28 protein-coding genes are annotated in these 26,473 nt (G+C 69.5%); 13 read left to right on the forward strand and 15 right to left on the reverse strand.

Annotated features, from left to right (window positions below):
• Positions 1-176: 176 nt before the first annotated feature.
• The 6 genes from dhaK to V6S02_RS11190 all read left to right on the forward strand — a co-directional run bounded on the left by dhaK (position 177) and on the right by V6S02_RS11190 (position 4,866).
• Complete coding sequence (gene dhaK, locus V6S02_RS11165) at positions 177-1,172, forward strand: dihydroxyacetone kinase subunit DhaK (protein ID WP_336400934.1); 996 nt, start codon at positions 177-179, stop codon at positions 1,170-1,172.
• A gap of 1 nt (position 1,173) precedes the next feature.
• Entirely contained in the window at positions 1,174-1,821 is a 648-nt protein-coding gene (gene dhaL, locus V6S02_RS11170) for a dihydroxyacetone kinase subunit DhaL (RefSeq protein ID WP_336400935.1), read from the forward strand.
• Positions 1,818-2,534: an HPr family phosphocarrier protein gene (locus tag V6S02_RS11175; protein WP_336400936.1), complete on the forward strand. Its 717-nt coding sequence runs from the start codon at positions 1,818-1,820 to the stop codon at positions 2,532-2,534. Before dhaL ends, V6S02_RS11175 begins: the two co-directional genes overlap by 4 nt.
• A gap of 72 nt (positions 2,535-2,606) precedes the next feature.
• Positions 2,607-3,449 (forward strand): GNAT family N-acetyltransferase, encoded by an 843-nt coding sequence (locus V6S02_RS11180; RefSeq protein WP_336400937.1) that lies wholly within the window; start codon positions 2,607-2,609, stop codon positions 3,447-3,449.
• Between the two features lie 75 nt (positions 3,450-3,524).
• Positions 3,525-3,776 (forward strand): hypothetical protein, encoded by a 252-nt coding sequence (locus V6S02_RS11185; protein WP_336400938.1) that lies wholly within the window; start codon positions 3,525-3,527, stop codon positions 3,774-3,776.
• A 52-nt stretch (positions 3,777-3,828) separates the two neighbouring features.
• Positions 3,829-4,866, forward strand: a complete 1,038-nt coding sequence (locus V6S02_RS11190) for a GNAT family N-acetyltransferase (protein WP_336400939.1) — start codon at positions 3,829-3,831, stop codon at positions 4,864-4,866.
• Here V6S02_RS11190 and V6S02_RS11195 read toward each other — a convergent pair.
• Positions 4,863-6,467: a glutamate decarboxylase gene (locus tag V6S02_RS11195; protein ID WP_336400940.1), complete on the reverse strand. Its 1,605-nt coding sequence runs from the start codon at positions 6,465-6,467 to the stop codon at positions 4,863-4,865. The genes V6S02_RS11190 and V6S02_RS11195 overlap by 4 nt on opposite strands.
• 5 nt (positions 6,468-6,472) lie before the next feature.
• The gene (locus V6S02_RS11200) at positions 6,473-6,868 is read right to left on the reverse strand and encodes a RidA family protein (RefSeq protein ID WP_336400941.1); all 396 of its coding nucleotides are present in this window, start codon (positions 6,866-6,868) and stop codon (positions 6,473-6,475) included.
• Between the two features lie 119 nt (positions 6,869-6,987).
• Between V6S02_RS11200 and V6S02_RS11205 the strand changes: the two genes are divergently transcribed.
• A complete protein-coding gene (locus V6S02_RS11205) occupies positions 6,988-7,953 on the forward strand; it encodes a helix-turn-helix transcriptional regulator (RefSeq protein WP_336400942.1) in 966 nt (321 codons plus the stop codon).
• Between the two features lie 133 nt (positions 7,954-8,086).
• A complete protein-coding gene (locus tag V6S02_RS11210) occupies positions 8,087-9,694 on the forward strand; it encodes an SPFH domain-containing protein (protein ID WP_336400943.1) in 1,608 nt (535 codons plus the stop codon).
• Between the two features lie 15 nt (positions 9,695-9,709).
• Here the strand turns inward: V6S02_RS11210 and V6S02_RS11215 are convergent, their stop codons facing one another.
• Complete coding sequence (locus V6S02_RS11215; RefSeq protein WP_336400944.1) at positions 9,710-10,555, reverse strand: CPBP family intramembrane glutamic endopeptidase; 846 nt, start codon at positions 10,553-10,555, stop codon at positions 9,710-9,712.
• Between the two features lie 126 nt (positions 10,556-10,681).
• On the opposite strand from V6S02_RS11215, the gene V6S02_RS11220 reads away from it, so the two are divergent.
• Entirely contained in the window at positions 10,682-11,491 is an 810-nt protein-coding gene (locus V6S02_RS11220) for an SDR family oxidoreductase (RefSeq protein WP_336400945.1), read from the forward strand.
• Positions 11,492-11,773: 282 nt separating this feature from the next.
• Here the strand turns inward: V6S02_RS11220 and V6S02_RS11225 are convergent, their stop codons facing one another.
• On the reverse strand, positions 11,774-12,268 hold the full coding sequence (locus V6S02_RS11225; protein WP_336400946.1) for a GNAT family N-acetyltransferase: 495 nt from the start codon (positions 12,266-12,268) through the stop codon (positions 11,774-11,776).
• Positions 12,265-12,918, reverse strand: coding sequence for a GNAT family N-acetyltransferase (locus V6S02_RS11230; protein WP_336401654.1), 654 nt, complete (start codon positions 12,916-12,918; stop codon positions 12,265-12,267). The genes V6S02_RS11225 and V6S02_RS11230 overlap by 4 nt, the downstream gene beginning before the upstream one ends.
• Between V6S02_RS11230 and V6S02_RS11235 the strand changes: the two genes are divergently transcribed.
• A complete protein-coding gene (locus V6S02_RS11235) occupies positions 12,865-12,987 on the forward strand; it encodes a hypothetical protein (RefSeq protein WP_336401683.1) in 123 nt (40 codons plus the stop codon). The two genes, V6S02_RS11230 and V6S02_RS11235, sit on opposite strands and share 54 nt — an antisense overlap.
• Positions 12,988-13,041: 54 nt before the next feature.
• Here the strand turns inward: V6S02_RS11235 and V6S02_RS11240 are convergent, their stop codons facing one another.
• The 4 genes from V6S02_RS11240 to dnaB form a co-directional block, all read right to left on the reverse strand.
• A complete protein-coding gene (locus V6S02_RS11240) occupies positions 13,042-13,968 on the reverse strand; it encodes an NAD(P)/FAD-dependent oxidoreductase (RefSeq protein ID WP_336400947.1) in 927 nt (308 codons plus the stop codon).
• A gap of 192 nt (positions 13,969-14,160) precedes the next feature.
• Positions 14,161-14,826, reverse strand: a complete 666-nt coding sequence (locus tag V6S02_RS11245) for a GAP family protein (protein ID WP_336400948.1) — start codon at positions 14,824-14,826, stop codon at positions 14,161-14,163.
• Positions 14,823-15,347, reverse strand: a complete 525-nt coding sequence (locus V6S02_RS11250; protein WP_336400949.1) for a TetR/AcrR family transcriptional regulator — start codon at positions 15,345-15,347, stop codon at positions 14,823-14,825. The genes V6S02_RS11245 and V6S02_RS11250 overlap by 4 nt, the downstream gene beginning before the upstream one ends.
• Positions 15,348-15,468: 121 nt before the next feature.
• Positions 15,469-18,033: a replicative DNA helicase gene (gene dnaB, locus V6S02_RS11255; RefSeq protein ID WP_336400950.1), complete on the reverse strand. Its 2,565-nt coding sequence runs from the start codon at positions 18,031-18,033 to the stop codon at positions 15,469-15,471.
• Between the two features lie 418 nt (positions 18,034-18,451).
• Between dnaB and V6S02_RS11260 the strand changes: the two genes are divergently transcribed.
• The 3 genes from V6S02_RS11260 to V6S02_RS11270 all read left to right on the forward strand — a co-directional run bounded on the left by V6S02_RS11260 (position 18,452) and on the right by V6S02_RS11270 (position 21,994).
• A complete protein-coding gene (locus V6S02_RS11260) occupies positions 18,452-18,958 on the forward strand; it encodes a GNAT family N-acetyltransferase (RefSeq protein WP_336400952.1) in 507 nt (168 codons plus the stop codon).
• Between the two features lie 83 nt (positions 18,959-19,041).
• Positions 19,042-20,478 (forward strand): hypothetical protein, encoded by a 1,437-nt coding sequence (locus V6S02_RS11265; RefSeq protein ID WP_336400953.1) that lies wholly within the window; start codon positions 19,042-19,044, stop codon positions 20,476-20,478.
• Between the two features lie 79 nt (positions 20,479-20,557).
• Entirely contained in the window at positions 20,558-21,994 is a 1,437-nt protein-coding gene (locus tag V6S02_RS11270) for a chaplin family protein (RefSeq protein ID WP_336400954.1), read from the forward strand.
• Positions 21,995-22,347: 353 nt separating this feature from the next.
• Here the strand turns inward: V6S02_RS11270 and rplI are convergent, their stop codons facing one another.
• The 6 genes from rplI to V6S02_RS11300 all read right to left on the reverse strand — a co-directional run bounded on the left by rplI (position 22,348) and on the right by V6S02_RS11300 (position 26,428).
• A complete protein-coding gene (gene rplI / locus V6S02_RS11275; protein ID WP_336400956.1) occupies positions 22,348-22,800 on the reverse strand; it encodes a 50S ribosomal protein L9 in 453 nt (150 codons plus the stop codon).
• A gap of 9 nt (positions 22,801-22,809) precedes the next feature.
• Positions 22,810-23,064, reverse strand: a complete 255-nt coding sequence (rpsR, locus tag V6S02_RS11280) for a 30S ribosomal protein S18 (RefSeq protein ID WP_124291977.1) — start codon at positions 23,062-23,064, stop codon at positions 22,810-22,812.
• Between the two features lie 28 nt (positions 23,065-23,092).
• Positions 23,093-23,605 carry a single-stranded DNA-binding protein gene (locus V6S02_RS11285; RefSeq protein WP_141936222.1) on the reverse strand — a complete coding sequence of 171 codons (513 nt, stop codon included), beginning with the start codon at positions 23,603-23,605 and terminating at the stop codon, positions 23,093-23,095.
• Positions 23,606-23,610: 5 nt separating this feature from the next.
• A complete protein-coding gene (rpsF, locus tag V6S02_RS11290) occupies positions 23,611-23,988 on the reverse strand; it encodes a 30S ribosomal protein S6 (RefSeq protein ID WP_235015035.1) in 378 nt (125 codons plus the stop codon).
• A 177-nt stretch (positions 23,989-24,165) separates the two neighbouring features.
• On the reverse strand, positions 24,166-25,068 hold the full coding sequence (mmuM, locus tag V6S02_RS11295) for a homocysteine S-methyltransferase (RefSeq protein WP_336400957.1): 903 nt from the start codon (positions 25,066-25,068) through the stop codon (positions 24,166-24,168).
• 25 nt (positions 25,069-25,093) lie between these two features.
• Complete coding sequence (locus V6S02_RS11300) at positions 25,094-26,428, reverse strand: glycosyltransferase (protein ID WP_336400958.1); 1,335 nt, start codon at positions 26,426-26,428, stop codon at positions 25,094-25,096.
• Between the last annotated feature and the right edge of the window lie 45 nt (positions 26,429-26,473).

Below are 26,473 nucleotides of genomic sequence, written 5' to 3' on the forward strand. Positions count from 1 at the left end.
GTCCTGTCCAACCTCGACAGCGAATTCGGCATTCCGCGACGCGCGGCGGCGCCCGCTCCTTCGAACTCCCCAAGAACCCATACCGAAACCCCACCGGATGTGTCTACTGTCATCTCAGGTGCGCAGATCCCGGTCTCGCGCCGGCCACCGAGGCACTCGATGAAGAGGAGACCCGCATGAAGAAGCTCATCAATGCCCCCGCAACGGTGCTCGCTGACGCGCTGCGAGGGGTGGAGGCCGCCCATCCCGAACTCGAGGTCGACCACGAGAACCGTCTGGTGCTGCGCCCGACCGCCGGCAACGAAGGCCAGGTCGCGCTCGTCTCGGGTGGCGGCTCGGGGCACGAGCCGTTGCACAGCGGTTTCGTCGGCCCGGGCATGCTCGCCGCGGCCTGCGCGGGCGAGATCTTCACCTCGCCCACCCCTGACCAGATGCTCGCTGCTGCGACGAAGGTGAACACCGGCGCCGGCGTGCTCTTCATCGTGAAGAACTACACCGGCGACGTGCTGAACTTCGAGATGGCCGCCGACCTCGCCAAGGATGAGGGGATCGAGACGGCGTCGGTCCTGGTGGCCGACGACGTCGCGGTCGAGGACTCGACCTGGACGGCCGGGCGCCGGGGCATCGGCGGCACCGTCATCGTCGAGAAGGTCGCCGGGGCCGCCGCCGCCGAAGGCCGCCCCCTCGCCGAGGTGGCCGCCGTGGCCGAGAAGGTCTCGAAGGCGAGCCGGTCGATGGGCGTCGCCCTCACCAGCTGCACGGTGCCCTCCGCCGGCAAGCCCAGCTTCGACCTGCCCGAGGACGAGATCGAGATGGGCGTCGGCATCCACGGCGAGCCCGGTCGCACGCGCGTGCCGCTCGCGAGCGCGCACGACATCGCCGAGGAGCTCGTCTCGTCGATCACCGCCGACCTGGACTTCACGGGCGGGCCGGTGATCGCCATGCTGACGGGCCTCGGCGGCACTCCGCTGATCGAGCTGTACGTCGTCTACGCTGAAGTGGCCGCGGCGCTGAAGCAGCGCGGCATCGAGGTCGCCCGCTCCCTGGTGGGCGACTACATCACGAGCCTCGACATGGCCGGGTGCTCGCTCACCCTCACCCAGGCGGATGACGAGGTGCTGCGCCTCTGGGATGCCCCCGTCAACACCAGCGGCCTGCGATGGGGCGCCTGAGATGGCGGATGCCGTCACCACCGCCACGCTGCAGGACTGGCTCCGCCGCGCCGCCGCGGCGCTCAGCGAGAACGCCGACTACCTCACCCAGCTCGACTCGGCGATCGGCGATGCCGACCACGGCACGAACATGAACCGTGGGTTCACCGCCATCACCGCCAAGCTCGATGCAGGCTCGCCCGCCGACATCCCCGCCCTGTTCAAAACCGTCGGGATGACGCTGATCTCGTCCGTCGGCGGCGCGAGCGGACCCCTGTACGGCACCCTTTTCCTCGAGATGGGCAAGAACTCTCCCGCAGACGGTGAGATGAGCGCAGCCGACCTCGAAAAGGCGCTGCGTGCCGGGGTGGCGGGCATCGTCGCGCGGGGTCACGCCGAGGTGGGTGACAAGACGATGGTCGACGCGCTCGACCCGGCGATCGATGCCCTGTCGGCGTCGGTCGCCTCGGGCGCGTCGGCGGCCGACGCGGTGACGGCGGCAGCGGAGGCGGCGCAGAAGGGATCGGATGCCACCGAGCCGCTCGTCGCGCGCAAAGGCCGAGCCTCGTACCTCGGCGAGCGCAGCGCCGGGCACATCGACCCCGGTTCGGTGTCGGCGACGATTCTGCTGCGGACGATGAGCGAGGCGCTGACGGAGTCTGCGGGGTGATCGGCTTCGTCGTCGTCTCGCACAGCCGTCCCCTGGCCGAGGCAGCGCTCGACCTCGCGATGCAGATGGTGCACGACGAACCCCCGCCGGTGCGGATCGCTTCGGGCGCCCAGGGCGGATTCGGCACCGACGCGGCCGCGATCGCCGACGCGATCGACGAGCTCGCCGACGCCGACGGGGTGCTGATCATGACCGACCTCGGCTCGGCGGTGCTGAGCGCTGAGCTGGCCCTCGACCTGCGCGAGTCGTCGCAGCCGGTGCGGATCAGCGACGGGCCGTTCGTGGAGGGCTTGACCGCAGGCATCGTGCGGGCCCTCTCGGGCAGCACCCTCGACGAGGTCGCCGCTGAAGCCCGGGGCGCCCTGGCCGCGAAGCGGCGGGACGAGGCGGACGAAGCTCCGGAACCGGCGGATTCTGCACCGGCGCCTGTCGACGGGATCACCGCCGAGGAGCCGCTGGTCAACAAGGTCGGACTGCACTCGCGCCCGGCGGCGACGCTCGTCCGCGCCGTGCGGACGTTCACCGCCGACATCCGGATCTCGAACGCCACCTCGGGAGCCGGACCGGTGAAGGCCAACAGTATGGTCGGCCTGCTGTCGTTGGGAGCGTCCAAGGGCGACGTTCTGCGCATCGAAGCCGACGGGCCCGACGCCGAGCAGGCGGTCGCCGCCCTGCGGGATCTGGTGAAGGACGGCTTCGGCGAGAACGACTGAGCGCTGGGCCACCCGGCACGAACCGGACTGCCCGGCGCTGACCGCCCGGGCACCGCGCGCTACGGTCTGACCATGGGATTCGAGATCGGCACGGCGAGCGCCGCCGAAGTGACGATGATGGCCGAGTGGGCTGCGGCCGAGGGGTGGAACCCGGGCGTCACCGACGCGCAGGCGTTCGCCGTCGCCGACCCCCGCGGGTTCCTCATCGGCCGGCTCGACGGCGAGCCCGTGACATCCATCTCGGTCATCGGCTACGGCGACGCGTTCGGGTTCCTCGGCATGTACATCGCCCGCCCCGATGTGCGGGGGAAGGGCCTCGGTTTCCAGACGTGGCGGGCCGGAATGGAACGGATGACGGGACGCGTCGTCGCCCTGGACGGGGTCGTCGCGCAGCAGGAGAACTACCGTCGGTCGGGGTTCGGCCCGGCGTGGACGAACATCCGGTATGAGGGCGCTCCGGCGCCCGCGTCGCCGCCCGCGGGTGTGCGCCTCGTCGATGCCCGAGACATCCCGTTCGACCGCCTGGCGGCGTACGACCGGCGCTTCTTCGGGGCGCCCCGCGACGCGTTCCTCGCGGCGTGGGTGAGCCTGCCCGCGCGCAGCGCCCGGGTCGCCCTGCGCGACGACGAGATCGTCGGGTTCTCGGTGCTGCGCGATGCCCCTGCCGCCTCGCGGCTCGGGCCCGTCTTCACCGACGACGCTGCGATCGCCTCGGCGCTCGCCAGCGCGCTCGCGGAGGACCGGAGAGCGACCTCGGTGGCCGTCGACGTGCCGGGCGTCAATGCGCGCGCCGTGGCATGGGCGCAGGCGCAGAGGTGGGCGCCGTCGTTCGAGACGGCCCGCATGTACACGGGAGAGCCGCCGCGGATCGACACCGACGGCCTCTTCGGGATCACGAGCCTCGAGCTGGGGTGATATCCGCTGTCAACCTGATGCCGCGGGGCGGCCCTCGGGCGTAGCGTGTGGGGTACGACGACGAAGGAGACGATCGTGAGCGACAGGTCCACCCCCGATGAGGGCGAGTACACCGACGAAGAAACGCGCAGCGGCCGTTTCACCCATCAGGACGACGAAGTGCCGGGGCAGTACGAAGACGCCGAGCGGGCAGATGGCACGCGCACCGCGGATCACCGCGGAGCCCCAGGCGAGTACGAGGATGCCGAAGGGCGCGACGGCACCCGCACCCACCCCGAGGGAACACCCGGCGAGTACACCGACGTCGATCAGGACGGTCACCGCTAGGCGCCCGCGCCCGGGCCGGATCGACTCCTGCGGCCCTGAGTAGGGTGGGCCCGTGAGCGAGGACAGCACGGTCGGAACCCGATTCGGCGATCACGGGGAGCCGGTGTCGCCGCAGCATCCGGATGTCGCGCTGTGGCGAACCGCCACGCGCGACGACATCGACGCCATCCACGGCGTCTTCGCTGCGGCGGATGCCGTCGATCACCCCTCCTGGGTCACTCCTCGCGAGGAGGTGGCCGACACGTTCGACCTTCCCCACATCGACCACACGCGCGACACCCTGATCGGGTTCGCCGAGGATGGGACGGCGGTCGCCGCGGGCAGCTCGTTCCTTCACCCTTCGCGGGATGAGAAGTTCAGCGTGCACCTCGCAGGTTCCGTGCATCCCGCGTGGCGCCGGCGCGGCATCGGTCGCGAGCTGTTCGCGTGGCAGAACGCCCGGGCGGAGCAGCAGGTCGCCGAGGCCGCTGCGGGGGCGACGGTGGAGCTGCCCGCGGAGCTGAAGACGTACGCCGAGGCGATCAACGTCGGTCATCAGGCCCTTGCCGCGTCGTTCGGCTTCACCCCCGAGCGGTGGTTCGCCACGATGGTGCGGCAGCGATCCGCCGTGCCCGACGTGACGAAGCCCGACGGTGTCGAGGTCGTCGCACACTCGAGCGATCGGGAAGACGACGCCCGCACGGCGCGCAACGACGCGTTCCGCGACCACTGGGGCAGTCTCCCTTCGACCCCGCAGGGGTGGGGGAAGTTCGTCGGCAGCGAATTCTTCCGCGGCGACCTCTCCCGACTCGTCGTCGACGCCGACGGACGGATCATCGCCTTCTGCCTCGTCACCGTGAACCATGACGACTGGGAGGCCCGGGGGCGCAGCAATGCCTACATCGACCTCATCGGCGTGGTGCGTGACCGGCGCCGTGAAGGGCTCGCGCCACTCGTCATCTCCCACGCGCTGCGCGCCATCGCCGACGCCGACATCGACGAGGCGATCCTCGACGTCGACACCGAGAGCCCGACCGGCGCGAACACGCTCTATTCGGGCCTGGGTTTCGTCGCCGAGGAGCGCTCGGTCGCGCTCGTCCGGCGTCCCTAGTGATGGAAGCTGCCCGCCTCCTCCTCTGACATCGGCACCGTGATCGGGTGGTTGTCGAAGTGGGCGATGGCCGAGCGGTAATCGTCCATCAGCAGTGACGCCTCGTCGCGACCGAAGCCGTGGCGGACGAGGATGCGCTGCACCACCGTGTTCTCGCAGTCGGCCGGGAGCGAGTAGGCCGGCACGAGCCATCCCCGCGTGCGCAGCCGGTCGGCCAGATCGAAGAGGGTGAAGGGCGCCTCCTGCCCGGGTTTCAGCCGCCAGGAGATCGCAGGGATGCCACTTGCCGGCGCCCCGTCATGGATGATCTCGAACGGGCCGAGCTGGGCGATCTCCGCGGCGATGTGCTGCGCAGTGTCGTAGCAGGACTGCTGCACCCGGCGGTAACCCTCGCGTCCGAGGCGGAGCAGCAGATAGTACTGGGCGATGACCTGCCCGGCCGGCCGGGAGAAATTCAGGGCGAAGCTCGGCATGTTGCCGCCGAGGTAGTTCACGTCGAAGATGAGGTCCTTCGGCAGGTCGGCGGCGTCGCGCCAGATGATCCATCCGACACCCAGCGGCGCGAGCCCGAACTTGTGGCCGCTGGCGTTGATCGACTTCACCCTCGGCAGTCGGAAGTCCCACACCAGGTCGGGCGTGACGAAGGGGGCGAGGAACCCGCCGCTGGCGGCGTCGACGTGCATCGGCACATCCAGCCCGGTGTCGCGCTGAAGCTGATCGAGCGCATCGCTGATGGCGCTGACCGGCTCGTACGCGCCGGTGAAGGTCACCCCGAGCGTCGGCACGACACCGATCGTGTTCTCGTCGACCCGGGCCAGCGCCTCCGCAGGGGTCATCAGCAGGCGGTCCTGCGCCATCGGGACTTCCCGGAGCTCGACGTCCCAGTAGCGCGCGAACTTGTGCCAGCAGACCTGCACGGGCCCGGTGACGAGGTTCGGCCGGTCAGTCGGCCGGCCTGCCGCGCGGCGTCGTTCGCGCCACTTCCACAGCAGCGCCATCCCGCCGAGCATCGCCGCCTCGCTCGAACCCGTCGTGGACGTCCCCATGGTGTCGGCGGCGTCGGGCGAGTTCCACAGGTCGGCGATGATGTGCACGCAGCGCTCCTCGATCGCCGCCGTCTGGGGATACTCGTCCTTGTCGACCATGTTCTTGTCGATCGAGCGCGCCATGATGTCCTGGATCTGCGGCTCGAGCCAGGTCTGACAGAAAGTCGCCAGGTTCTGCCGGGAGTTTCCGTCGAGCATCAGCTCGTCGACCACGATCTGGTGCGCTCGATCGGGCAGGTGCTCGTCGTCGGGGATGCGGTACTTCGGCAAGGTGCTCGCGGCATAGGGCGAGGCGAAGATCTCATCCAGCAGTTCGTCTCGGCGTGACTTCCGGTTGTGCAGCACTGCTTCCTCCTGAAGGAACCGTCGGTGCGCGAGACACGCGGCGAGGATGACGACGGCGGGGTCACCGCCATCGTGCCGGTGTTCCTGCGCGAGGACCAGACCCGGGATGCTTCGCGGGGGTGCGTCAGGGGTGACGTGGCGGGAGGTGCCCGCGGAGTTCGTCACGACGGTCGGCGGGGCTCCCGCCGACCGTCGTGGAGAGGAGGGCATGCCCGCTACGCGACCGCCGTCCCCTCGAGCTCGACCATCTGGCCGGGGATCGCCAACCGGCCCACCCCGAGCATCGTCGTCGTCGGGGCGACCCCGGCGGCGCCGAGCCGGGCAGCGAGCACGCCGTAGTGCGGCAACAGCGCGTCCACATCCGTGGTGTAGACGTTGAGCCGGACGAGATTCTTCAGTGACATCCCCGCAGCGGTGAGTACCGCCTCGAGGTTGTCCACCGCCAAGGCGAGCTGAGCCGCGAGATCACCGTCATGCTCTGGCCGGCCGTCGGCACTCATGGCGGTCTGTCCCGAGATGTAGAGGGTGCGGGTCTCTCCTGAGACGACCTCACCCTGATTGAAGCCCATCGCCTGCGACCACGTCACCGGATTGACTGCTGTTCGATCCATTTCCACTCCGATCTCTGTGTGCGCGGGAGCCGGCGGCCGGGAGCCGTCATTGCCCGCTCTTAGGAGCCTGGCAACGAAACATGACACCTTGTGTCGTGTTTCTGCACGAGAATGAGAAAATGCGTGCGGATCGGTTGGTCTCGCTGGTGCTGCTGCTGCGCCAGCGGGGGCGGATGACGGCCCGCGAGCTGGCCGGCGAGCTCGAGGTGTCACCCCGCACGGTGCTGCGCGACATCGAGGCGCTGTCTTCTGCCGGCGTGCCGGTGTATGTCGACCGCGGTCGGCACGGGGGCTTTTCCCTGCTTCCCGGATTCCGCACAGAACTGACCGGCCTCAATCAGGACGAAGCGCTCGCGATGCTCACGGCCGGTTCCACGCGGGGTGGGAGCATCTTCGGCCTGAGCGCCCCGCTCGCATCGGCGATGCGGAAGGTGATCGACGCGCTGCCCGACAGACACCGCGCCAACGTGGACGATGCCGCCCGGCGTTTGCTGGTCGAACCGGAGAGCGATCTGTTGTCCCGGCGAACGGCCCCCGAGGAACTGGTGGCCGGGGTCATGAGCGAGGTCCGCCGCGCGGTGCTGGCCGGACACAAGCTGCGATTCGACTACGCGGCCCCCACCGGAACGCCTCGATCGCACCTCGTCGACCCGATCGGCCTGGTGACCGTGCGCGACCGAACCTATCTGCTCGCCCTCGCCGCGGGGGAGGACCGCACGTATCGGCTGTCACGGATGCTCTCCGCCGAGGAGCTCGCCGAACCGGCCGACCGCCCGGCTCGGGTCGACCTGGACCGTGTCTGGGCCGAGCGCAGCGCGCGTTTCCTCGCCGATGATCACCTGTCCGTGACCCTCGAGGTCAGGGCCTCGCGCCGAGACGAACTGCTCGGAACGGTGCGGGCCCTCCGTGCGGAACGGCCGGCCGAACCCGGATGGCTGCGGCTGGACGTCGCATTCGACGACCTTCGCCACGCCGTGTGGGCGGTGTGGCAGCTCGAGCTCGACGCGCGCGTCCTCGCACCCGATGCGCTCTGCGAGGCCGTCGCGAGGCGCGCGCGTGAACTGGTCGCTCTCTACCCGTCGTGACCCTCGGCGGTTTCGCTGGTCAACGGTTTCCACATCTCTTCCACCGAATACGGTCAGCACACGGCCGGTCTGGCAGGGTGGGTGGGGGTGTCGGGTGGGCCGCCGCCGTTTTGCGTGACAAGGGGAGTCATACATGGAGATCGCCGGAGTCGTCGGCATCCTGATCATCGTCGGTATCGCGGTCGTCGCCGCGGTCGTCATCGGTCTGATCGCACTGCTGTTCGCACGGAGCTGGATCAAGGTCGCCCGCGCCGACGAGGCGTTGGTGATCTCGGGCCGCAAGCAGAAGGTGCAGAGCACGGTGCTGGCCGCCGACGGCACGAGCTCATCGGAGATGTCGGAGTCGCCGGTCACGGTGATCGTCAACGGCAAGTCGCTCGTGAACCCGATCACGCAGCGCCACGAGATCATCTCCCTGCGGTCGCGCCAGGTGTCGCTGAACGCCGAGGCGCAGTCGCTCGACAACGTCACGCTGAACGTCGATGGAGTGGCGATCGTGAAGATCGGCTCCGACCCGCTGTTCGTGCGCCGCGCCGCGGAGCGCTTCGCCTCGCAGGACGCCGCGATCGAGCAGTTCACCACCGAGCAGCTCGAAGGTGCACTGCGCGGCATCGTCGCGACCCTGTCGGTCGTGGAACTGATGCGCGAGCGCAAGAAGTTCTCCGACCAGATCGCCGCCGACGTCTCGCACGAACTCGCCGAGCAGGGTCTCATCCTCGACTCGTTCCAGATCAAGGGCATCACCGATGCCGTGGGCTACATCCAGTCGCTCGGTGCTCCCGAGATCCAGGCGAAGCGCCAGGCCGCCGAGATCGCTCAGACCAACGCCGATCGTGCGATCAACCAGAAGATCATCACGAACAAGGAAGCGAATCTCGTCGAGCAGACCGCCCTCGACACCAACACCGCCAACGCTGATGCCGGTGTCGGTCGGGCCCGCGCCGAGGCCGAGCAGGCCGAGTACCTGGCCCGCGCCCAGGCCGAGCAGGCAGTGCTGCAGCAGCAGGCGGAGAACAAGCAGGCCCAGCTCGATGCCGACGTCAAGCGTGTCGCCGACGCGCAGCGCTACGAGGCCGAGACCCGCGCGCAGGCGGAGCTCTACACGCGCGAGCGGGCGGCCGAGGCCGCGGCGATCGAGCAGGTGAAGCAGGCCGAGGCACGCACGCGTATCGCCGAGCAGCAGGCCGAAGCCGACCGCGCCCGCGCGGCCGGTGAGGCCGCGGCGGCAGAGGCCAAGGCGACCGGTGAGGCGAACGCGCTGCGCTCCCTCGCCGATGCCGAGGCCACGGCGCGCCGCCTGCGCGCCCAGGCCGAGGCCGACGCGATCCGCGCCGAGGGTGAGGCGCGCGCTGCGGCGGTGCAGGCCGAGGCCCAGGCCATCGCCTCGAACCAGGAAGCCTTCCTGTCGCAGCGGGTGCTCGACGTGCTGCCCTCGATCATGGCCGAGTTCGCCAAGGGCTACTCCACGATCGGCAACGTCTCGATCATCGGCAGCTCGGGCGACGACGGCGCGTCGGATGTCGTGGGCGGCGACAGCGCGAAAGCGCTGCGATCGGTCTTCGACAGCGTCGAGTCGGCCACCGGACTCGACCTGGCCTCGATCATCCAGGGCCAGGCGGTCGGCCGGGGAATCGGGACGGGGATGGCGGGGGCCGCGGCGCCGGCGGCTGCGGCTGCTCCGGCACCGGCCCGCAAGCCCGCGGCACGCCGCGACTCCGCGGACGACCCCGCCGGCAACTGACGGACGCCGACGGCCTCAGAGCGACGCGTCGGGCTCGGGGAGTGTCCAGTTCGTCTTCCGGCGGATGAAGAATCGCGTGATGGCGACGGAGAAAACGAAACCGGGCACGATGCCGGCAACGGTGACCACCAGGGCGCTGCTCGTCTGAACGGCGGGATTCGTCAGAAGTGACTGGGCGACGACCTGGAAGCCGAGATGGAAACCTATCGGCGTCCAGACGCTGTCTGACACCAGTCGCTGGATGCCGAGGACGACACCCATGACGAGGAAGAGCGAGCCCCTCTCCGCGATCACGCCCCAACCGGTCGTCGTGACCCACAGTGTCGTGCCGAGGAGCGCGAAGAGGACGGCTTGGATGAGCACGGCCCGCACGGGCGCGACCGATGCCGACAGAGTGCGGTAGACGTAGCCCCGGAAGATCACCTCTTCGGGAATGGCCTCCAGCAGGAGGACCGTCAGCACAGTGAAGGCGACAGCGCCGACCAACGTGGCTGGTGGGAGGTCTGTCGTGATCCGGACCCACCCCGCCGCATTCGCGACCCCCAGCCCGATCGCCGAGGGGACCACGAACGAGCCCACCCCGATGAGAAGGGGCCGCCACAGGCTCGGCCCCATCTCGAGCCGCAGTGTCGACCACGGCCGGCGATCGAGAAAGCGTCGGACGACCACGATCATCGGCACCGTGAGGGCGAGGACGAAGAGGGCGCTGGAGATGCGTCTGGCCGGGCCCACCTCATCCCCCCAGACGGCAGTGGAGAGCCAGACCATGAGACCCCAGATCACGATGGTCCCTGCCAGGACCACCGTGACGCGCCACCCCGTTCCGACGCGTGGGCCAGGCGTGGTGGTCGCAGTGGGCATGTTCGACCGTAACCGGAGCGGGATGAGCTCGGCGACATCCGCGGCCGGCCCGGTCAATGCGTAGCGAGCGCCGTCACGCACCGCAAGGCCCACGCGGGTGGACCCATTCCGGCATACCGTCGGACCATGACCGACACCTTCACTCCCCGGCATGCCATCGTCACCGCCTCCGATTCCGGAATCGGTGCAGCGACCGCCATCGCTCTCGCCGAGGCCGGGCTGGACGTGGGCATCACCTGGCACTCCGACAAGGACGGCGCCGAGAAGACCGCCGAAGAGGTGCGTGCCCGCGGCTCCCGGGCGGTGGTGACGCAGTTCGACGCGACCGATCTCGAGGGAGCCGCAAAGGTCATCGACGCGTTGGCCGACGAACTCGGCGGCGTCGACGTGTTCGTCAACAACGCCGGCGGCGGGTCGGGGGGTCCGTTCCTCGATCTCGACGTCGAAGCCTGGCGGAAGGATGTGCTCCTCAACCTCGACGGCGCGTTCGTGGGGATGCAGGCTGCGGCGCGCCGGATGGTCGCCGCGGGTCGCGGTGGACGCATCATCGCCGTCACGAGCGTGCACGAGCACCAGCCCCGGGTGGGAAGTGCCGCGTACGTCGCGTCGAAGCACGGGCTGGGCGGTCTGGTGAAGACCATGGCGCAGGAGCTCGGCGAGTACGGAATCACCGTCAACGCCCTCGGTCCGGGAGAGATCGCCACACCCCTGAACGACATGGACGCCGACGAGGCCGAGAACACGCATCGCCCCGGCATCCCGCTCGGTCGTCCGGGAAGGCCTGACGAGATCGCTGCTGTGGCGGCGTTCCTCGCTTCGCCTGCGGCGTCCTACGTCACGGGGGCCAGCTGGGTCGTCGACGGCGGGATGCTGCAGATGGGTCCTCAGGCCGGATCTCACCTCACTTCCGACGAATGGCGTGGCGCGGGCAGCTGACCTGGGGGCACCCCACCCCTTGCCTGATCGCGGATCGCTGGGTACTCTCGAGGTCCCCCGACGGAAGGATGTCGATCATGAGAGCCTACGTACGCTGAAGTACCAAAACGAACCCCCGCCCGATGTGATCGAGCGGGGGTTTCGTCGTTGCACGAGGAGGTCAGGAGAGGCGGCGCATCTGGGAGTTCGTCCGTCGCACATGTACGCCCAGACTCGCCGGACGCGTACATCTTCGACGAACGAACGGGGCGGACAGGGCGGACGGATGGCCGCGCATCGACGTCACCGCACCATTCGCGCGTCGGTGATCAGCGGGGCATGCGGGTCGTTCTGCTCGACGCCGTCGAAGCGGAACCCGTTGCGCAGGTAGAAGGCGACCGCCCGGGGATTCTCCTTCGCGACCCAGAGCATCGCCGGCCCCTCACCGACGGTCTCATCGAGCAAGGCCTGCCCGGCGCCCGTTCCGTGATGGTCAGCGAGGACGTAGATCGCGTAGAGGAGCCGGTCGCGCGGCGGTGCCTCGGCGTCCCGTCCTTCACCGGGCCCAAGCCAGGCGAACCCGATGATGTCACCGCCGATCTCCGCGACGCGAATCGTCATGTCGTCCCGTGGCTCAGCGAGCACGTGTCTCCAGAGCCGCTGGCGACCGGCCAGGTACGACGGGGAGAAGAAGTCTGCGGCGAGAAGGTGCGAGTAGGTCTCCCGCCAGGCTGCGACGTGCACCTCGGCGATCGCTGCCGCGTCCGCCGGTCGCGGCGCTCGAATCGTCGCTCTCATGTCTTCCGCGTGTCAGGGCGTTCGCCGGCTGATCGATCGTCCGTTGCGCGCTGAGACGGGTCGAGGTCCGCGAGCAACGCCTCGACGCCCACGATTTCAACGTCGGCGCCAAGGAGCTCGCGGTTCTGATCACGAACGACCTGCCAGCGATCACGATCGAGGCGATAGCGCGTCTGGGTCGTCGCGGCGCCGTCGCGAACGACCCGCTGGACACCGTCGACGACGTAGCCGGTACGGCGCGAGACCGCGTGCGACGCCGGATTGTCAGCGAACGCGGCGGAGATCACGCTCTGCGCGCCGAGTGCTTCGAAACAGAAGTGGAGCATGAGCGCGCGCATCCGGCTTCCGACGCCGAGGCCTTGATGAGCTCGTCCCAGCCAGGATCCAGTCTCGACCTCGCGAAGCACAGACCAATGCTGGCCTGAAGCGCTCTGGATGCCGACCGGCTCCCCTCCCACCAGCACGCCGAACTCGAGCACCAACCGGTCGACACCGATCTGGGAACGCGCCGCCCACTGGAAAGTGAGGACGTTGCGAGCCACATCCCGCGCGCTGCCTCGCGTCCAGGGGTGGGCGAAGGGCATCAGGCTCTCGTCGTGGATCCCTCTACCCGCGAGCAGGGCCAGGTCAACAGCGAGCTCGTCATCTATCCACCGCAGCTCGAGATCCCCCGCGCGAATCCGAAGTCCGGCAGCCGGCCACAGGTCGACCAGTCGTGATGACGTCATCCGTCGATCATGCCTCCTCGATGCGATCCCCCGCACAGCGCTGCCTCACGTCTCGGCGAGTGCTCTTCCGAGGGCGTGACCGGAGCCCCACGCCGTGCGGACAGCGGCCCGATCACCCCAGGCATCGCCGCAGGCGGACAGCCCCGGAGTCCGGAAGAACGGCGCACCGGTCGTTTCCACGGGGCGGGCGAACGTCCAGCGATGGGCGAACGTCACGGCGGGTTCGGCGTCGATCCGCAGGAGCCGTCGCACGGCGTCGAGCACGGGCGGGATCGCCGTCGCAGGATCGTGGAGGTGCCTACGGGCGCGCTCGGCTGTCGTGTGCACGACGAGCACGGGCGCGGCGTCGCCCCGGCGGTCGCCGTCGTCGGCGATGAACGACACGTCCGGGTCGGCGTCGACGAAGGCGCCGTGAAAATCGATCGGCCATTGCCTGCTGTCCCATCGCAGCGCCACGGCGATGACGGGCTCCCACGCGAGCTCACCGCCGGGAGCAACGTCGATGAGGCGCGCAGCCTGGGGGCCGGGCATGGCGAGAACGACCTCGCCGGCCTCGTCCCCGTCGATGCGGTGCGGCTCGACGCGCTCGACGGTGTGTTCGGTGCGCACATCGAGGCCTTCCGCGAGATCTACAGCGAGCGATCGCAGCCCTCGCGGCGCAGCCCAGCGCATCGGTCCCTTCTTGCGCGTCTGTTCACCGTCGGCGTCGATCACGGCGAAGGTGTCGGTCCAGGGGCGGGCGAGGCCACGGTCCGCCCATGCGCGAACGACGCTGTCGAAGTCGGAATCGTCCGAGACGAAGTAGGAGGCACCGAGATCGACCGGGCGCCCCCAGAGCGTTCGGCTCGACAGACGCCCGCCGACGCGGCGGCCGCGATCGAGAACGCGGACCGACAGGCCTCCGACCGTGACCGCTCGGGCGCACGCGAGCCCGGAGATTCCGCCACCGACCACCGTCACGTCCGCTGCCATACCTAGATCCTGGCCTGTCTACGGAACCGGTCGGGCCGGATCCTGAGCCGATGAACTCGGTGGGAACCGCTGTAGATTCCGCCGACAGATGCCCGGTTCGAGCGGCCCTCGGGGGGAGAAGTCCCAAGACCACCACGCCGAATTCCGGTGAAAGATGTCTCACCCGCGTCGCAGTGGCGAAAGAAGCGATCTCTAGAGCAGCAAGAACGGTACGGACGCGACAGTGAGCCCCAGCAGGCAGAGGACGACTGCGATCGGGACCGACCGTTTTGCGGTTCCGTTGCCGAGCGTGTCGACGAGTCGCTGCAACCGTTCACGGACCCGCTTCCCACTGATGATGCCGACGACGAGCAGGAGGAGACACGGCAGGCAGTAGATCACCGTGTATCCGGCGAGGATCGCCAAGCCCGTGCCTGGCGTCACTCCGGTCGAGACCATCCTCTCGATGGCAATGAAGTACGGGAACGCATTCGGGAGGTCAGCGGCGGTGAGGAGCATCCCGAACGGCAGGGCGGTCCAGGGGCTGAACCAGCCCGGAACTTCGATGGCGCGTCGCGGGCGATCTCGCAATCGGCGCATGCCGGCGACGATGAGCGCGATGCCCGCTGCGCCGAATGCCACGAACCGAAGTCCGATGACGATCCCTTCTACCGCTCCGGCCGCGGCGCCAGCGGTGAGGAACAACGCGGCCCCGACGGTGAAGACCGTCAAGGCAGCGCCGAGGACGGCGGCGCCGGCGACGAGCGCCGGCCGGCGAGGAGCGGCCAGCAGGACGAGGGTGACCGCCACGATCGTCGCCGGGTTCAGCGAATCGAGCAGCGCCAGCCCCGCGATGCCGGCGATCAGTACACCCGTCATCGAGCATCATCCGGGGAGGCGCGCTCGAAGGTCAGGAAGCGCAGGAGCGCGTCAACGTTCTCCTGGACACGATTGAGGCCGACCAGTGAGTTGGCCACGAGTGCATCGCCGACGAGGCGGATGGCGTGCGCCTGGATCTCGTCTCCCACCTCGGAGGCGATCAGCGCCTCCCACCGGTCGATGGCGATGACGGAGTCTCTGAGGAGGGGGCCGAATTCGTCATCGGTCGGCCGAAAGCTCGAGGCGAGGGCCTGCAACAGCGCCCTGTCGTTGTCGTCAGGGAGAGACAGTTCCAGCCACGTTCGCGCCGCGGCGCCCACCGCAGCTGCTTCGACCATGGCGGCATCGACCTCATCGAGTGCCTGTCGAGCCAGTCCCACCACCAGAGCAGACCGGGTGGGGAAGTGGTGCATCAAGCCGCCTTTGGACACCCCCGCGGCCTCCACGACGGCATTCAGAGACGGGACCGCACCCCCCTCGAGCGTCAGGCGGCGGGCTGTGTGCAGAATCTGCGATCGCATGCTGATGATGCTAACCGACCGGGTGGTCGGTCGGTACCCCAGCATGGGAAGGGCCAGATGCAGATGTCGTGCCAGCTACGGCGGGATCGACACGTGCAGTGGGAATTCACAGAAGACCGCGCTACATCCCCACGGCCATGTCTGTGAACCGGGAGAAGTGGCCCTGGAACGCCACGACCACGGTGTCGGTCGGGCCGTTACGGTGCTTCGCCACGATGAGGTCGGCCTCGCCGGCGCGTGGGCTGTCGCGCTCGTACGCCGCCTCACGGTGGAGCAGGACGACCATGTCGGCATCCTGCTCGATCGAACCCGACTCACGGAGGTCGGACAGGGCCGGCTTCTTGTCCGCCCGCTGCTCGGGACCACGGTTCAGCTGCGACAGGGCGATCACCGGCACCTGGAGCTCCTTGGCGAGAAGCTTCAGGGCACGGGAGAACTCCGAGACCTCCTGCTGACGCGACTCGACGCGCTTGCCGCTCGTCATGAGCTGCAGGTAGTCGATGATGACCATCTTCAGACCCACCCGCTGCTTCAGACGGCGGCATTTCGCGCGGATCTCGACCAGGGTCATGTTGGGGCTGTCGTCGATGTAGAGGGGAGCATCGTTGATGCGTCCGCGGGTGGAGGCGATCGTCGTCCAGTCGCGCGAGTCGAGCGTGCCCTTGCGCATGTTCTGCAGCGGTACGGCCGCCTCGGCGCTCATGAGGCGCATGGCGATCTCGCTCCGGCCCATCTCGAGGGAGAAGACGATGGTGGGCATGTTGTTCTTGATCGCGGCCGCGCGCGCAAAATCCAGAGCCAGCGTTGAGTTGTGCGTCGGGATCATCGACTCCCCGGCGAGGTAAAGGTGGTCGTCGTTGTCGACCTGCACGCAGCGGACGGGGACGCTCGGGATCGGCCGGACCGCCGTGACATAGCGGCGACCCGTTCTCGTCACATCGACGGGACGCTCCTGCTCGTGGAGGACGCGCTTGCGCTCGAGCCAGAACACGTCGTCCGTCGTCGAGAAGTTCAGGATGTAACAGGTGGACGACTCCGCCGATCGCCCGTTCACGCGCTTGGTCGTGCGTCCGCACCGGTAACCGAGACTGACGATCAACTCGTAGACGGAGTCGGCCAGCTTCTTGTTCGTCACGGCGAACTGGCACGATCCGACGCCCCGCACGACCGTGCCGTCGGTGTCGAGAAGCCCCGCTAGCAATTCGCGGCGCTGCGCCTCGGACGCTCGCAGGTACGCGAGCGGCACGTGCTTGTCACCGAGCACGCCCGCTTTTCGCAGGAGGGCCGTGAACGAGCCGTGGTCGCGATGGCAGGCGGCGCAGCGCTGTGCCTCCCCCGAGAAAGGCTGACCGCAGTCCGGGCAGGATAGACGCTCGGGGTGGGCGCCCTTGTTCTTCGGTCCACAGGTGCGCCCGCACGTGCGGACGTGTGGGTGGCGCGCGCGGAAGCCGGCGCCGCAGATCTCGCAGACCCGCGTCAGCTCCTCCCGCTGAAGAAGCTGAACGGAGTAGAGCATGCCGCCTCGCGCCTCGACCCGAAGTCCGTTGCGGCGGATGAAACCGGGAATCTCGTCGGTCTCGCTTGTGATGCGATTGCCCGCGGTGTGACCGTCGCCCAGCCACGCGCCGAGGGCGTACGGCGCCACCGGAAGGTCAGCATGAGGAGCCTGAAGCGGTCGACCATTGCGCACGGAGTGATTCGCCCGCTTCTCGGCACCCACCGTCAGCGTCGCCGCCATCTTCTCGGTCGTGATGACGCTGGCGGCCGCACGGCCACCGCGACGCGCGGCGCGAGTCTCCGTCAGCCACTGGTGCTCGGCATCGGCGATGATGCGTGACCCGTCAGAGAACTCGACCTCGTAGCAGGGCCGGTCGGTCATGACCTCGGTGGCCGCGACGACCTTCGTCGGCCGTCCGTCGGCATCGAACAGTTCGTCGCCGACCTTGACCTCGCCCATCGTGGTCCAACCGGTGGGAGTGGGAAGCGGCGTGTCCAGTGCCAGGGCCTTGCCCATAGCCGGCCTCGCTGCCACGACGATCATCTGCCCGGGGTGCAGACCGTTCGTGAGCTGGTCGAGCCCCGAGAAGCCGGTCGGGATGCCGGTCATCTGACCATCGCGCCCGCGCGCGGCCTCGATCTCGTCCACCGCGGCGTCGACGGCAATGGTCAGCGGGACGTAATCCTCGGTCTCCTGCCCGCTGTTGACGGAGTAGATCTCGGCCTGAGCGTTGTTGACGAGCTCGATCGCGTCGCCCTCGCCCTTGTAGCCCATCTGCACGATGCGGGTCCCGGCCTCGACGAGGCGCCGCAGCAGCGCCCGCTCGGCGACGATGGATGCGTAGTAGCCCGCGTTCGCCGCGGTCGGCACGATCGAGGTCAGGGTGTGCAGGTAGTCCGCCCCACCCGCTCGCTGCAGGTCACCGGTCTTGATGAGCTCATCCGTGACCGCGATGACATCCGTCGGCTCACCGTGCGAATACAGAGAAAGGATCGCCTCGTAGATGATCTCGTGCTTCGGGATGTAGAAATCCGCGCCGCGCAGCGTCTCGATGACGTCGGCGACGGCGTCCTTCGACAGCAGCATCCCGCCCAGCGTGCTCTGCTCGGCCGCCATGTCGTGCGGCGGTGTGCGCTCCGGCTCGCGCCGACCGCCCATGCGTTCATCAGAGATGTCTGCGATCGACATAGGCGATGTGTTCTCCCCATCCTTCGTGCGCGCGCGGAAGCGACGACCCGTCACGCCGGCCCCGGGACCCGATGTTCCCGCAGCGTCCGCGTCGACGCTGTGCGTGCGGCTCGTTCTGAGCTCCACTCACGGTAAGGAGGGGGTCGGACACTCGCAAGACGGCCTGTGGATAACTCTGTGCAAACTCTGCGCGAAACGCCGTCTGGCCTGTGAACAACGGTTGTGGACAACTCTGGGAATGATCACCGATGCGGTGACGGATTAAGCTTATGATCTGGACTTTTTTCGCTCACACAATGTGGATAACGATGTGCTTGAAGTACTCGTTGAAGGTTTGCCGACTTGACAAACAGATGTGGACAACGTGCGCGGTCAGGTGGCGGTCATTCGGATGCCGCGGCACCGCGAGGATGGAGGGGTGACCTACCAGATTCTCGAGGTTCCCGTGGACGATCCGCGCGCCGCGGCGCTGCGCGCTGCACTCGACGAGGACCTCGAACGACGCTACGGACCCCTGAACGGGGATGAGCCGGCACACATCAAGGCAGCACGGATCGAGGCGCTGCGCGTCGCGCCGGAGGAGGTCGTGTCGACCTGGATCGCGGTCACCGATGACGCGCCCGTCGGGCACGTCATGCTTCGGCGCCTGGGATCCGAGTGGGAGCTGAAGCGCCTCATCGTCACAGCCGCCGCCCGTGGCCGCGGGATCGGACGCGCCCTCACGGAACGGGTCATCGACCGGGCGCGTGCCGGGGATGCGCGCCGGGTCATCCTGCAGACAGGTGCTCCGCAGCCCGAGTCGATCGCGCTGTACACCAGCCTCGGATTCACCCCGATGCCGGTGTACGAGCCCTACCGCGCGACCATGCCGAACTCGCTGTGCTTCGAGCTGCGGCTTGGCCCGAGCCCCTTGACAGTGTCATAGGCCAGTCATAGGGTCGGAAATCCAGGCACCCCAGATCCGCGCGATGGCGCGCGGAGCGAATCATTCGCGTGCGGAGGTGAAGGATGGACGCGGCGGTCCCCGGTCGGAGCCCACGACTCGTGCAGCTTGTGCTGGCGGGGTTGGGAATGGCGATCGGCTGGATGCTGCTGTCCTTCGTGCTCGGGCTGTCGTCCTCGAGCGCCCTCGCGGATGAGTCTCAGGACTCTGGGGGACTGTTGAGCACTGTCGGCACGGTCGTCGACGGTGGGGCCGAGGCCGTCGAGACGGTGGCCGAGCCCGTCACCGATACCGCGGGCGCAGTGGTCGGGGGCGGCGTCTCCGCCGTTCAAGAGACCGCCGAGCCCGTGACCAGCACGGCGACCTCACTCCTGTCTGGCGGCTCTGAGCAGCCCGCTGACGGGGCGGCCACCACCGCGGGTGGCACGGACACCGTCCAGGAGGCGGCAGCGCCGCTCGCGGCGGTCGCCGCCCCTGTGACCGACACCGTCTCGAGTGTCGCGACGGAGGAACCGAGCACGGTTCAGGGAATCGCGGCGCCGGTCGTCGGTGCCGTCACCGACGTCGCGGGCGACGTGGGCGATACGGTCAGCGACACCACCCGACCGGTCACAGAGCCCGTCCGCGGGGTCGTCACCAGTGGAACCCGCATCGTCGATGACGCGACGGGTGCGGTCACCGGCACCGCCGCGGGTCTCGTCGATGGCGTCACCGACGGAGCCGGCGATCTTCTGGATGCCGCTCCGCTGCAGCCCGTCGTGCGCCCGGTCGCGGGACTCGCCTCCACCGCCGTCGATGGTGTCGGCGCGCTGATCGAAACCGTCGGCGAGCAGCGCCCGGTGTCGCAGGTCGTCGGCGTCGTGACCGACGTCGTCGAGCAGACGCCGGTCGTGGGCGATATCGCCGATGACCTGGGCGTTACCGACGCGGCGGAACAGCTCGGCGGATCCGTCGACGACGGCGTCGGCACCGTCGGCGGTGTCGTGAGCGGCTCCGGTGAGAACCTCGCCCCCGCCGCCCCCGCCGGTTCCCTTCCGAGCGTTCGGCCGCCGCTCCCCGGCGGGCCTCTCGCGACGGGAGGGTCCCCGGCGCCGGTAACGGTGGACGCGCCTGTCGACCACGCGGTGCGGGAATCGGATGCCACCGGCGCGGCGTCGTCCGCGGCATCCGATCTTCTCGAACGCACCCAGCGGCTCATGGACGAGCGTTTCCGGCAGTCACCGGCGACCGCGTCGTCCGATCTTCCCAACCCCGCTCCGACCGCCGACGAGGCGGCCGGGACCGCCGACGCCGTCGGCGGCAACCGACCTTTCCACACGACCGGGGGATCCCTCCCCGTCGACGCCACCGCGGCAGGGCCCGGTGGCGCCAGCCTCGGCGCCTGGGGGCTGATCGCCTTCGGACCGCTCTTCGCATACCGTGCCTGGATGCGACGTTCGGGTCCTGAAGACGATCGCCTGCCGGGGGCGCCGATCTTCGAGACAGACGCCTCCCCCGACTGATGGACTCCGCGCCGCTTTGCGGCGCTGCCCGAGTCATCCGCGTTCGCGCGACATCCATCAGTTCAAGGGAGAAACTTCCATGCACACGTTCGTCAAGCGTGCCCTCTGGGGCACGGTGATCGCCGGCGGTCTCACGCTGTTCGGCGCGACGGTCGCCTCCGCGGCCGAAACCACGGGAGAGGACGGGCTCCTCTCCGGCACCCAAGCCGTCGTCGATCTGAACGTGCCGGTCTCGGTCGTCGGCAACGCCGTCTCCGCGATCGGTGACAGCGAATCGAGGTCGGAGTCCGCGACGGCGCAGCCGTCTGCGGCGCAGCCGGCAGGGTCGGCGGCCTCGCAGCCGACCCTGACCACCGACGGCTCCGACGGCGCCGGATCGGGCTCGCAGGCCGTGCTCGGCATCGAGGCCCCTGTCACCGTCGCCGGCAACGCCATCTCGGTGCTCGGTGACAGCACGTCGGAATCGTCGACGACGACCACGGCGCCGGTCACGGCTCCGGTCGCAGCCGAGACCTCCGGCGAGGACAGCATCCTCGGCGGAACACAGGGGATCGTGTCGGTCGATGTTCCGATCACCGTCTCGGGTAACGCCGTGTCGGTCATCGGCGACAGCGACAGCTCGTCGACCACTGAGACCGGGACGACCGGCGGTGGGAACGGCGGCAGCGGCGGCGGGATCACCGGCGTGACCTCCGGCGAGGACAGCATCCTCGGCGGAACCCAGGTCATCGCTCCGATCACCGCACCCGTCACCGTCGCCGGGAACGCCATCTCCGGCATCGGAGACAGCAACAGCTCCTCCGACACCGCCATCACCACCGGCGGGAACGGCGGCAGCGGCGGGAACGGCGGCAGCGGCGGCGGGATCACCGGCGTGACCTCCGGCGAGGACAGCATCCTCGGCGGAACCCAGATCCTGGCGCCGATCACCGCACCTGTCACCATCGGCGGCAACGCCATCTCCGTCATCGGTGACAGCGAGACCGGGTCGACCACGGTTGTTCCGGGCACCCCCGGCACGCCTGGGAATCCGGGCGAGCCCGGCACCCCGGGTACGCCCGGTCAGCCCGGAACGCCGGGGACCCCGGGAACACCCGGTACGCCCGGCCAGCCCGGAACCCCCGGCACCCCCGGCACCCCGGGCCAGCCCGGCCAGCCCGGCACGCCCGGCCAGCCCGGAACCCCCGGCACCCCCGGCACCCCGGGCCAGCCCGGCCAGCCCGGAACGCCCGGAACCCCGGGAACCCCCGGTCAGCCCGGTCAGCCCGGCCAGCCCGGCACGCCCGGCACCCCCGGAACGCCGGGAACCCCTGGTGAGCCGGGAACCCCTGGCGCAATGGGCGCATCCGCTGTTCCGTCGCTCGCCGCCGAGCGCGTGATGGGAAGCACGGCAACCGCCACCGCACCCCTCGCCGCCACCGGCGGCACGGCAACAGGTCCCGCGGCTCTGCTGCTGGCGCTCGGACTCATCGTCCTGGGCGTGGGCCTGCGGAAGGTGCGTCACCGTACGGCGTGAATCCACACGGTCACGGACGCGCATCGCGAGGGATGCGCACTGTGATCGTCACGCCGCTACGACGGATGCCGCGGGGCGATAGCCCCTGGGGGATGGGCTGCTTCGCGGCATCCGGCTCTTCATCTCGGGCGTCCCGCACCGAGCCACCCGGTCCGCGGCGGCTCGTGCGGCATCGACGCCTGAGTCTCGCCGAGACACCACCTTCCCGCCGAAACGCCCAGCGACGCGTGGTGTCTCGGCGAGGATGTGGTGTTTCGGCGCGGGCGAAGGAGAGAACGACGGATGCCGCGGAGCCGCCCCCTGGGAAGAGGGCCGCTCCGCGGCATCCGGAACCCGCTCTGCGGGTCGACGCGTTATTTCGCGGCGACGACCTGCAGCGTGATGACGGCGGTGAGGTCGTCACGCAGGCGAACGGTCGCCTCGTGCTCGCCCACGGCCTTGATCGGCGAGGTGATGTGGATGGTGCGCTTGTCCAGCTCGCCGAGGCCGGCGGCCTTGACCGCGTCGGCCACGTCACCGGTCTTGACCGAGCCGAACAGACGCCCCTCGGCGCCGGCCTTGACGATCAGCTTGACGGTGTTGGACTCGAGACGGTTCTTCAGCGCCACAGCTTCTTCGTGGTCGTGGAACGCGCGGGCCTCGCGGGCGGCGCGAATCGACGCCACCTGCTTCTCGCCACCGCGGGTCCACTGCACGGCGAAGCCCTGCGGGATGAGGTAGTTACGGGCGTACCCGTCCTTGACATCGACGACGTCACCGGCCGAACCGAGGCCGGCGACCTCGTTCGTGAGAATCAGCTTCGACATGGGTGCTCCTTAGCGGCCAGCGCCGGAGTAGGGCAGGAGCGCCATTTCGCGGGCGTTCTTGATCGCGCGGGCGATCAGACGCTGCTCCTGAACCGAGACACCGGTGATACGACGGGCGCGGATCTTGCCGCGCTCCGAGATGAACTTACGAAGCGTGGCGACGTCCTTGTAGTCAATGACGCCGACGCGGATCGCCTTCGCGGGAGCGGCGTTCTTCGCGCCCTTCCGCGGCTTGCGGCGGTCGCCGCTCGACTTTCCAGCCATGGTGTTCCTTTACGTTTCTTGAGATCTCTTAGAAGGGCGTGTCGTCGCCGTAGGCGGCGGACCCGGGGGTGCTCCAGGCGTCGGCGCCGCCGGCGTTCGACGAGCCGGGGGTCGCCCACGGCTCATCCGCCACCTGCGCCTGCTGACGGCCTCCGCCGCCGCCTCCGCCGCCACCGCTCGATGCGCGCGTGACCTGGGCCGTCGCATAACGCAGCGACGGACCGATCTCGTCGACCTCGAGCTCGATGGAGGTGCGGTTGTTGCCCTCGCGGTCCTGGTAGTTGCGCTGCTTCAGGCGACCGGTCGCGATGACGCGGGAGCCCTTCGTCAGCGAACCGGCGACATGCTCGGCGAACTCTCGCCACACGCTCGCGCGGAGGAACAGCGCGTCGCCGTCCTTCCACTCGTTCGCCTGACGGTCGAAGGTACGCGGCGTCGATGCGATCGTGAAGTTCGCGACGGGCAGGCCGTTCTGCGTGTAGCGCAGTTCGGGATCTGCCGTGAGGTTTCCCACGACGGTGATGATCGTTTCGCCGGCCATCGTCGTTACGCCTTCGCTTCAGCCGACTCGCGGCGCGGGGCCCGGGCGGGAGCGGCAGCCTTGCGGGCGGCCTTCTCGTCGGCGCGCTTCTTCTCGGCGGCGACCATGGCCTGTGCCTCTTCGGCGCGCAGGACCTTGGTGCGCATGATGCTCTCGTTGAGCTTCAGCTGACGGTCGAGCTCCTGAGCGGCCTCGCTGGTCGAGGTGAAGTTCACGACGGCGTAGATGCCCTCGGTCTTCTTCTGGATCTCGTAGGCGAGACGGCGGCGACCCCAGATGTCGACGTTGTCGATCGAGCCATCAGCGTTGGTGATGACCTTCAGGAACTTGTCGAGGTTCGGGGCGACCTGGCGCTCGTCGATCTCAGGGTTCAGGATGACCATGAGCTCGTACTGGTGCGTGTGCGTCACTTACCCACCTCCTTCGGACTAGAACGGCTGCCGGGCATTTCCCGGTAGCAGGAGGGTGTGTGCACGTCGTCACGGGCTCACAGGCGCACAGGCCCAGCCGGACAACCCTCCCATGCTACCGGATGGTCGGTCGCGGCGCGATTCCGCGGGTCAGCCGAGGGCGTTCGCGATCGCGCGGATCTCCTCAGGGCCGACGCGGCAGCACCCGCCGATGCCGCTCGCGCCGGCGTCGCGCCACGCCGTAGCGTCGTCAGCGAGTGAGCGCCCGGCACCCGACCACCGCCGCTCGTCCGCCCGCCACGCCTCTCCGCTGTTGGGGTACACCAGCAGCGGAGCATCCGTCGCCGCACCCAGCACACCGAGGGCATCCGCGACACCGCGCGGGTCGCAGCAGTTGAGTCCGACGGCGACCAGTCGGGGGAGGGATGCCGCGATTCCGGCCGCCTCGGCGAGTGACTCGCCGGTGCGCAGCAGCCCGTCGTCGCCGATCGTGACGCTCACCCAGGCCGGCACGTCGAGGTCGGCGAGCTCGGCGCAGATCGCCTCCACCTCGGCCAGAGAGGGAATCGTCTCGACCGCGAGCACGTCGGCACCCGCCGCGGCCAGCGCCGCGAGGCGCGGGCGGTGCCAGGCCCGCAGCTCGGCCACCGTCATCCCGTAGTCGCCGGTGTACTCGCTGCCGTCGGCGCGAGCGGCACCGTATGGTCCGACCGACGCGGCGACCCAGGCCTCCCCGGAATCGAGTCCCGCCGCGGCGCGTGCCTCCCGAGCGATCTCGACACTGCGGGAGAGGAGGGCGTCGACCTCGCTCCGGTCCAGCCCCACCGCCGCGAGGCCCTCGTAGCTGACCTGATACGACCCCGAGATCGCCACCCGCGCGCCGGCGGCGAAGTACGCCTCGTGCGCGCGGCGTACGGCGACGGGGTCATCCCGCAGCAGCCGCGCCGTCCACAGGTGCGACGAGAGGTCATGACCGTGGGCTTCGAGGAGCGTGCCGAGGCCGCCGTCGAGCACGACGATTCCTCGCGTCAGGGCCTCGGCGAGTGTCGGCACGGCGACAGTGTAGATCGCGCGGGTGTCACGATCCCGACGACCCCGTCGACGCCGCCCCCGTCGACGCGGGCGCGCCAGGGCGGCTGACGACGGTCTGCAGCAGCGCGGTGAGTCCCGCCAGTCCGTCCGCGCGCGCGTACGCCGCGGCGAGCGAGCGCGCCCGCTCGCGGAACGAGGGCTCACCCAGCACCCGCTCCACCGCCTGACCGACCGCCACGGTCGACGGCGTCGAGGTGCGCAGGTTGACCCCGGCCCCCGTCCACCCGACTCGGGCGCTCACCTCGACCTTGTCCTCGGTCTGACCGGCGACCACCAGCGGCACCCCCGCGGCGAGGGCCTGTTGCACACCGCCGTACCCGCCGTTGGTCACCATGACATCGACCCGAGGGAGCAAACGGTCGTAGGGGAGGTACCGCGCGACCCGGGCGTTCGCCGGCACCCGGGCCCCGAGCGCCTCGACCGGACGACCGCCCGTCGACACGACGACGAGCACATCCCGCTCGGCGAGCGCCTCGAGCGTCGGCCCGACGAGCTGATCGAAGTCGCTGTTGGCGATCGTGCCCTGCGTGACGTGGACCACGGGGCGATCGGTGTCGAGGTCGTCCCACCAGGCGGGAACAGAGGAGTCGGATGCCGCGGGCGTCAGCGGCCCCACGAAGTGCACGTTCGGGGCGAGATCCGAGCGCGGGTACTCGAAGGCCGAGACGCTGAACTGCGCGATCGCGTCCGCGTGGCGCGGCCAGTCGAGGAAGAGACCGCCGAACGTCGCGCCCACCTCGCGCCGGCTGAGCGCGTCGGCCTCGCGCTGGACGCCGCCGAAGATGACGTGCCGCGCGGCCACGCGCAGTGCGGCGTTGCGCGCCCGGCCCATCCACCCCGCTCGCGGCGTGACGCCGAGGCCGAAGGGCGCCGTGTCGCGGCTGGGAACCCCGAGTGGGAAGATCCCGAGCACGATCACCGGCACCCGCTCACGGTCGGGGAGGTGGAGGGCGAGCGCCGACCCGAGGAAGAGCGGTTCGGTGAGCACGGCGTCGATCGGGTGTGCGGCGAGTTCCGCGCGCACCATCGCGAGCTGCGCCGGTGCGGGCCGGAGGAAGAGGGTGCTCATGTCGAAGCGCAGCGCAGCGGGCCCCGTCAGTCCGACCCGGTCGGGGAAGGCCTCGTCGGCGTGGTCGAGATCGACATCGGCGTCGTCGGTCATCGCGACGAGTTCGGCACCCGCCGCCTGCACCTGCGCCGCGTACCGCCGGCTGGTGAGGAAGCGCACGGTGTCACCCCGGTCAACGAGGTGACGGGCGATGCGCAGCAGCGGCATGACGTGGCCGTGGGCGGGTGTGCAGGTGATGAGAAAGGTGGACATGAGCGGACTCCCCCGTAGAATCGATAACCCCAGGAAGTATTCACT

The sequence above is a fragment of the Microbacterium sp. CCNWLW134 genome (assembly GCF_037083565.1).
Taxonomy (GTDB): Bacteria; Actinomycetota; Actinomycetes; order Actinomycetales; family Microbacteriaceae; genus Microbacterium.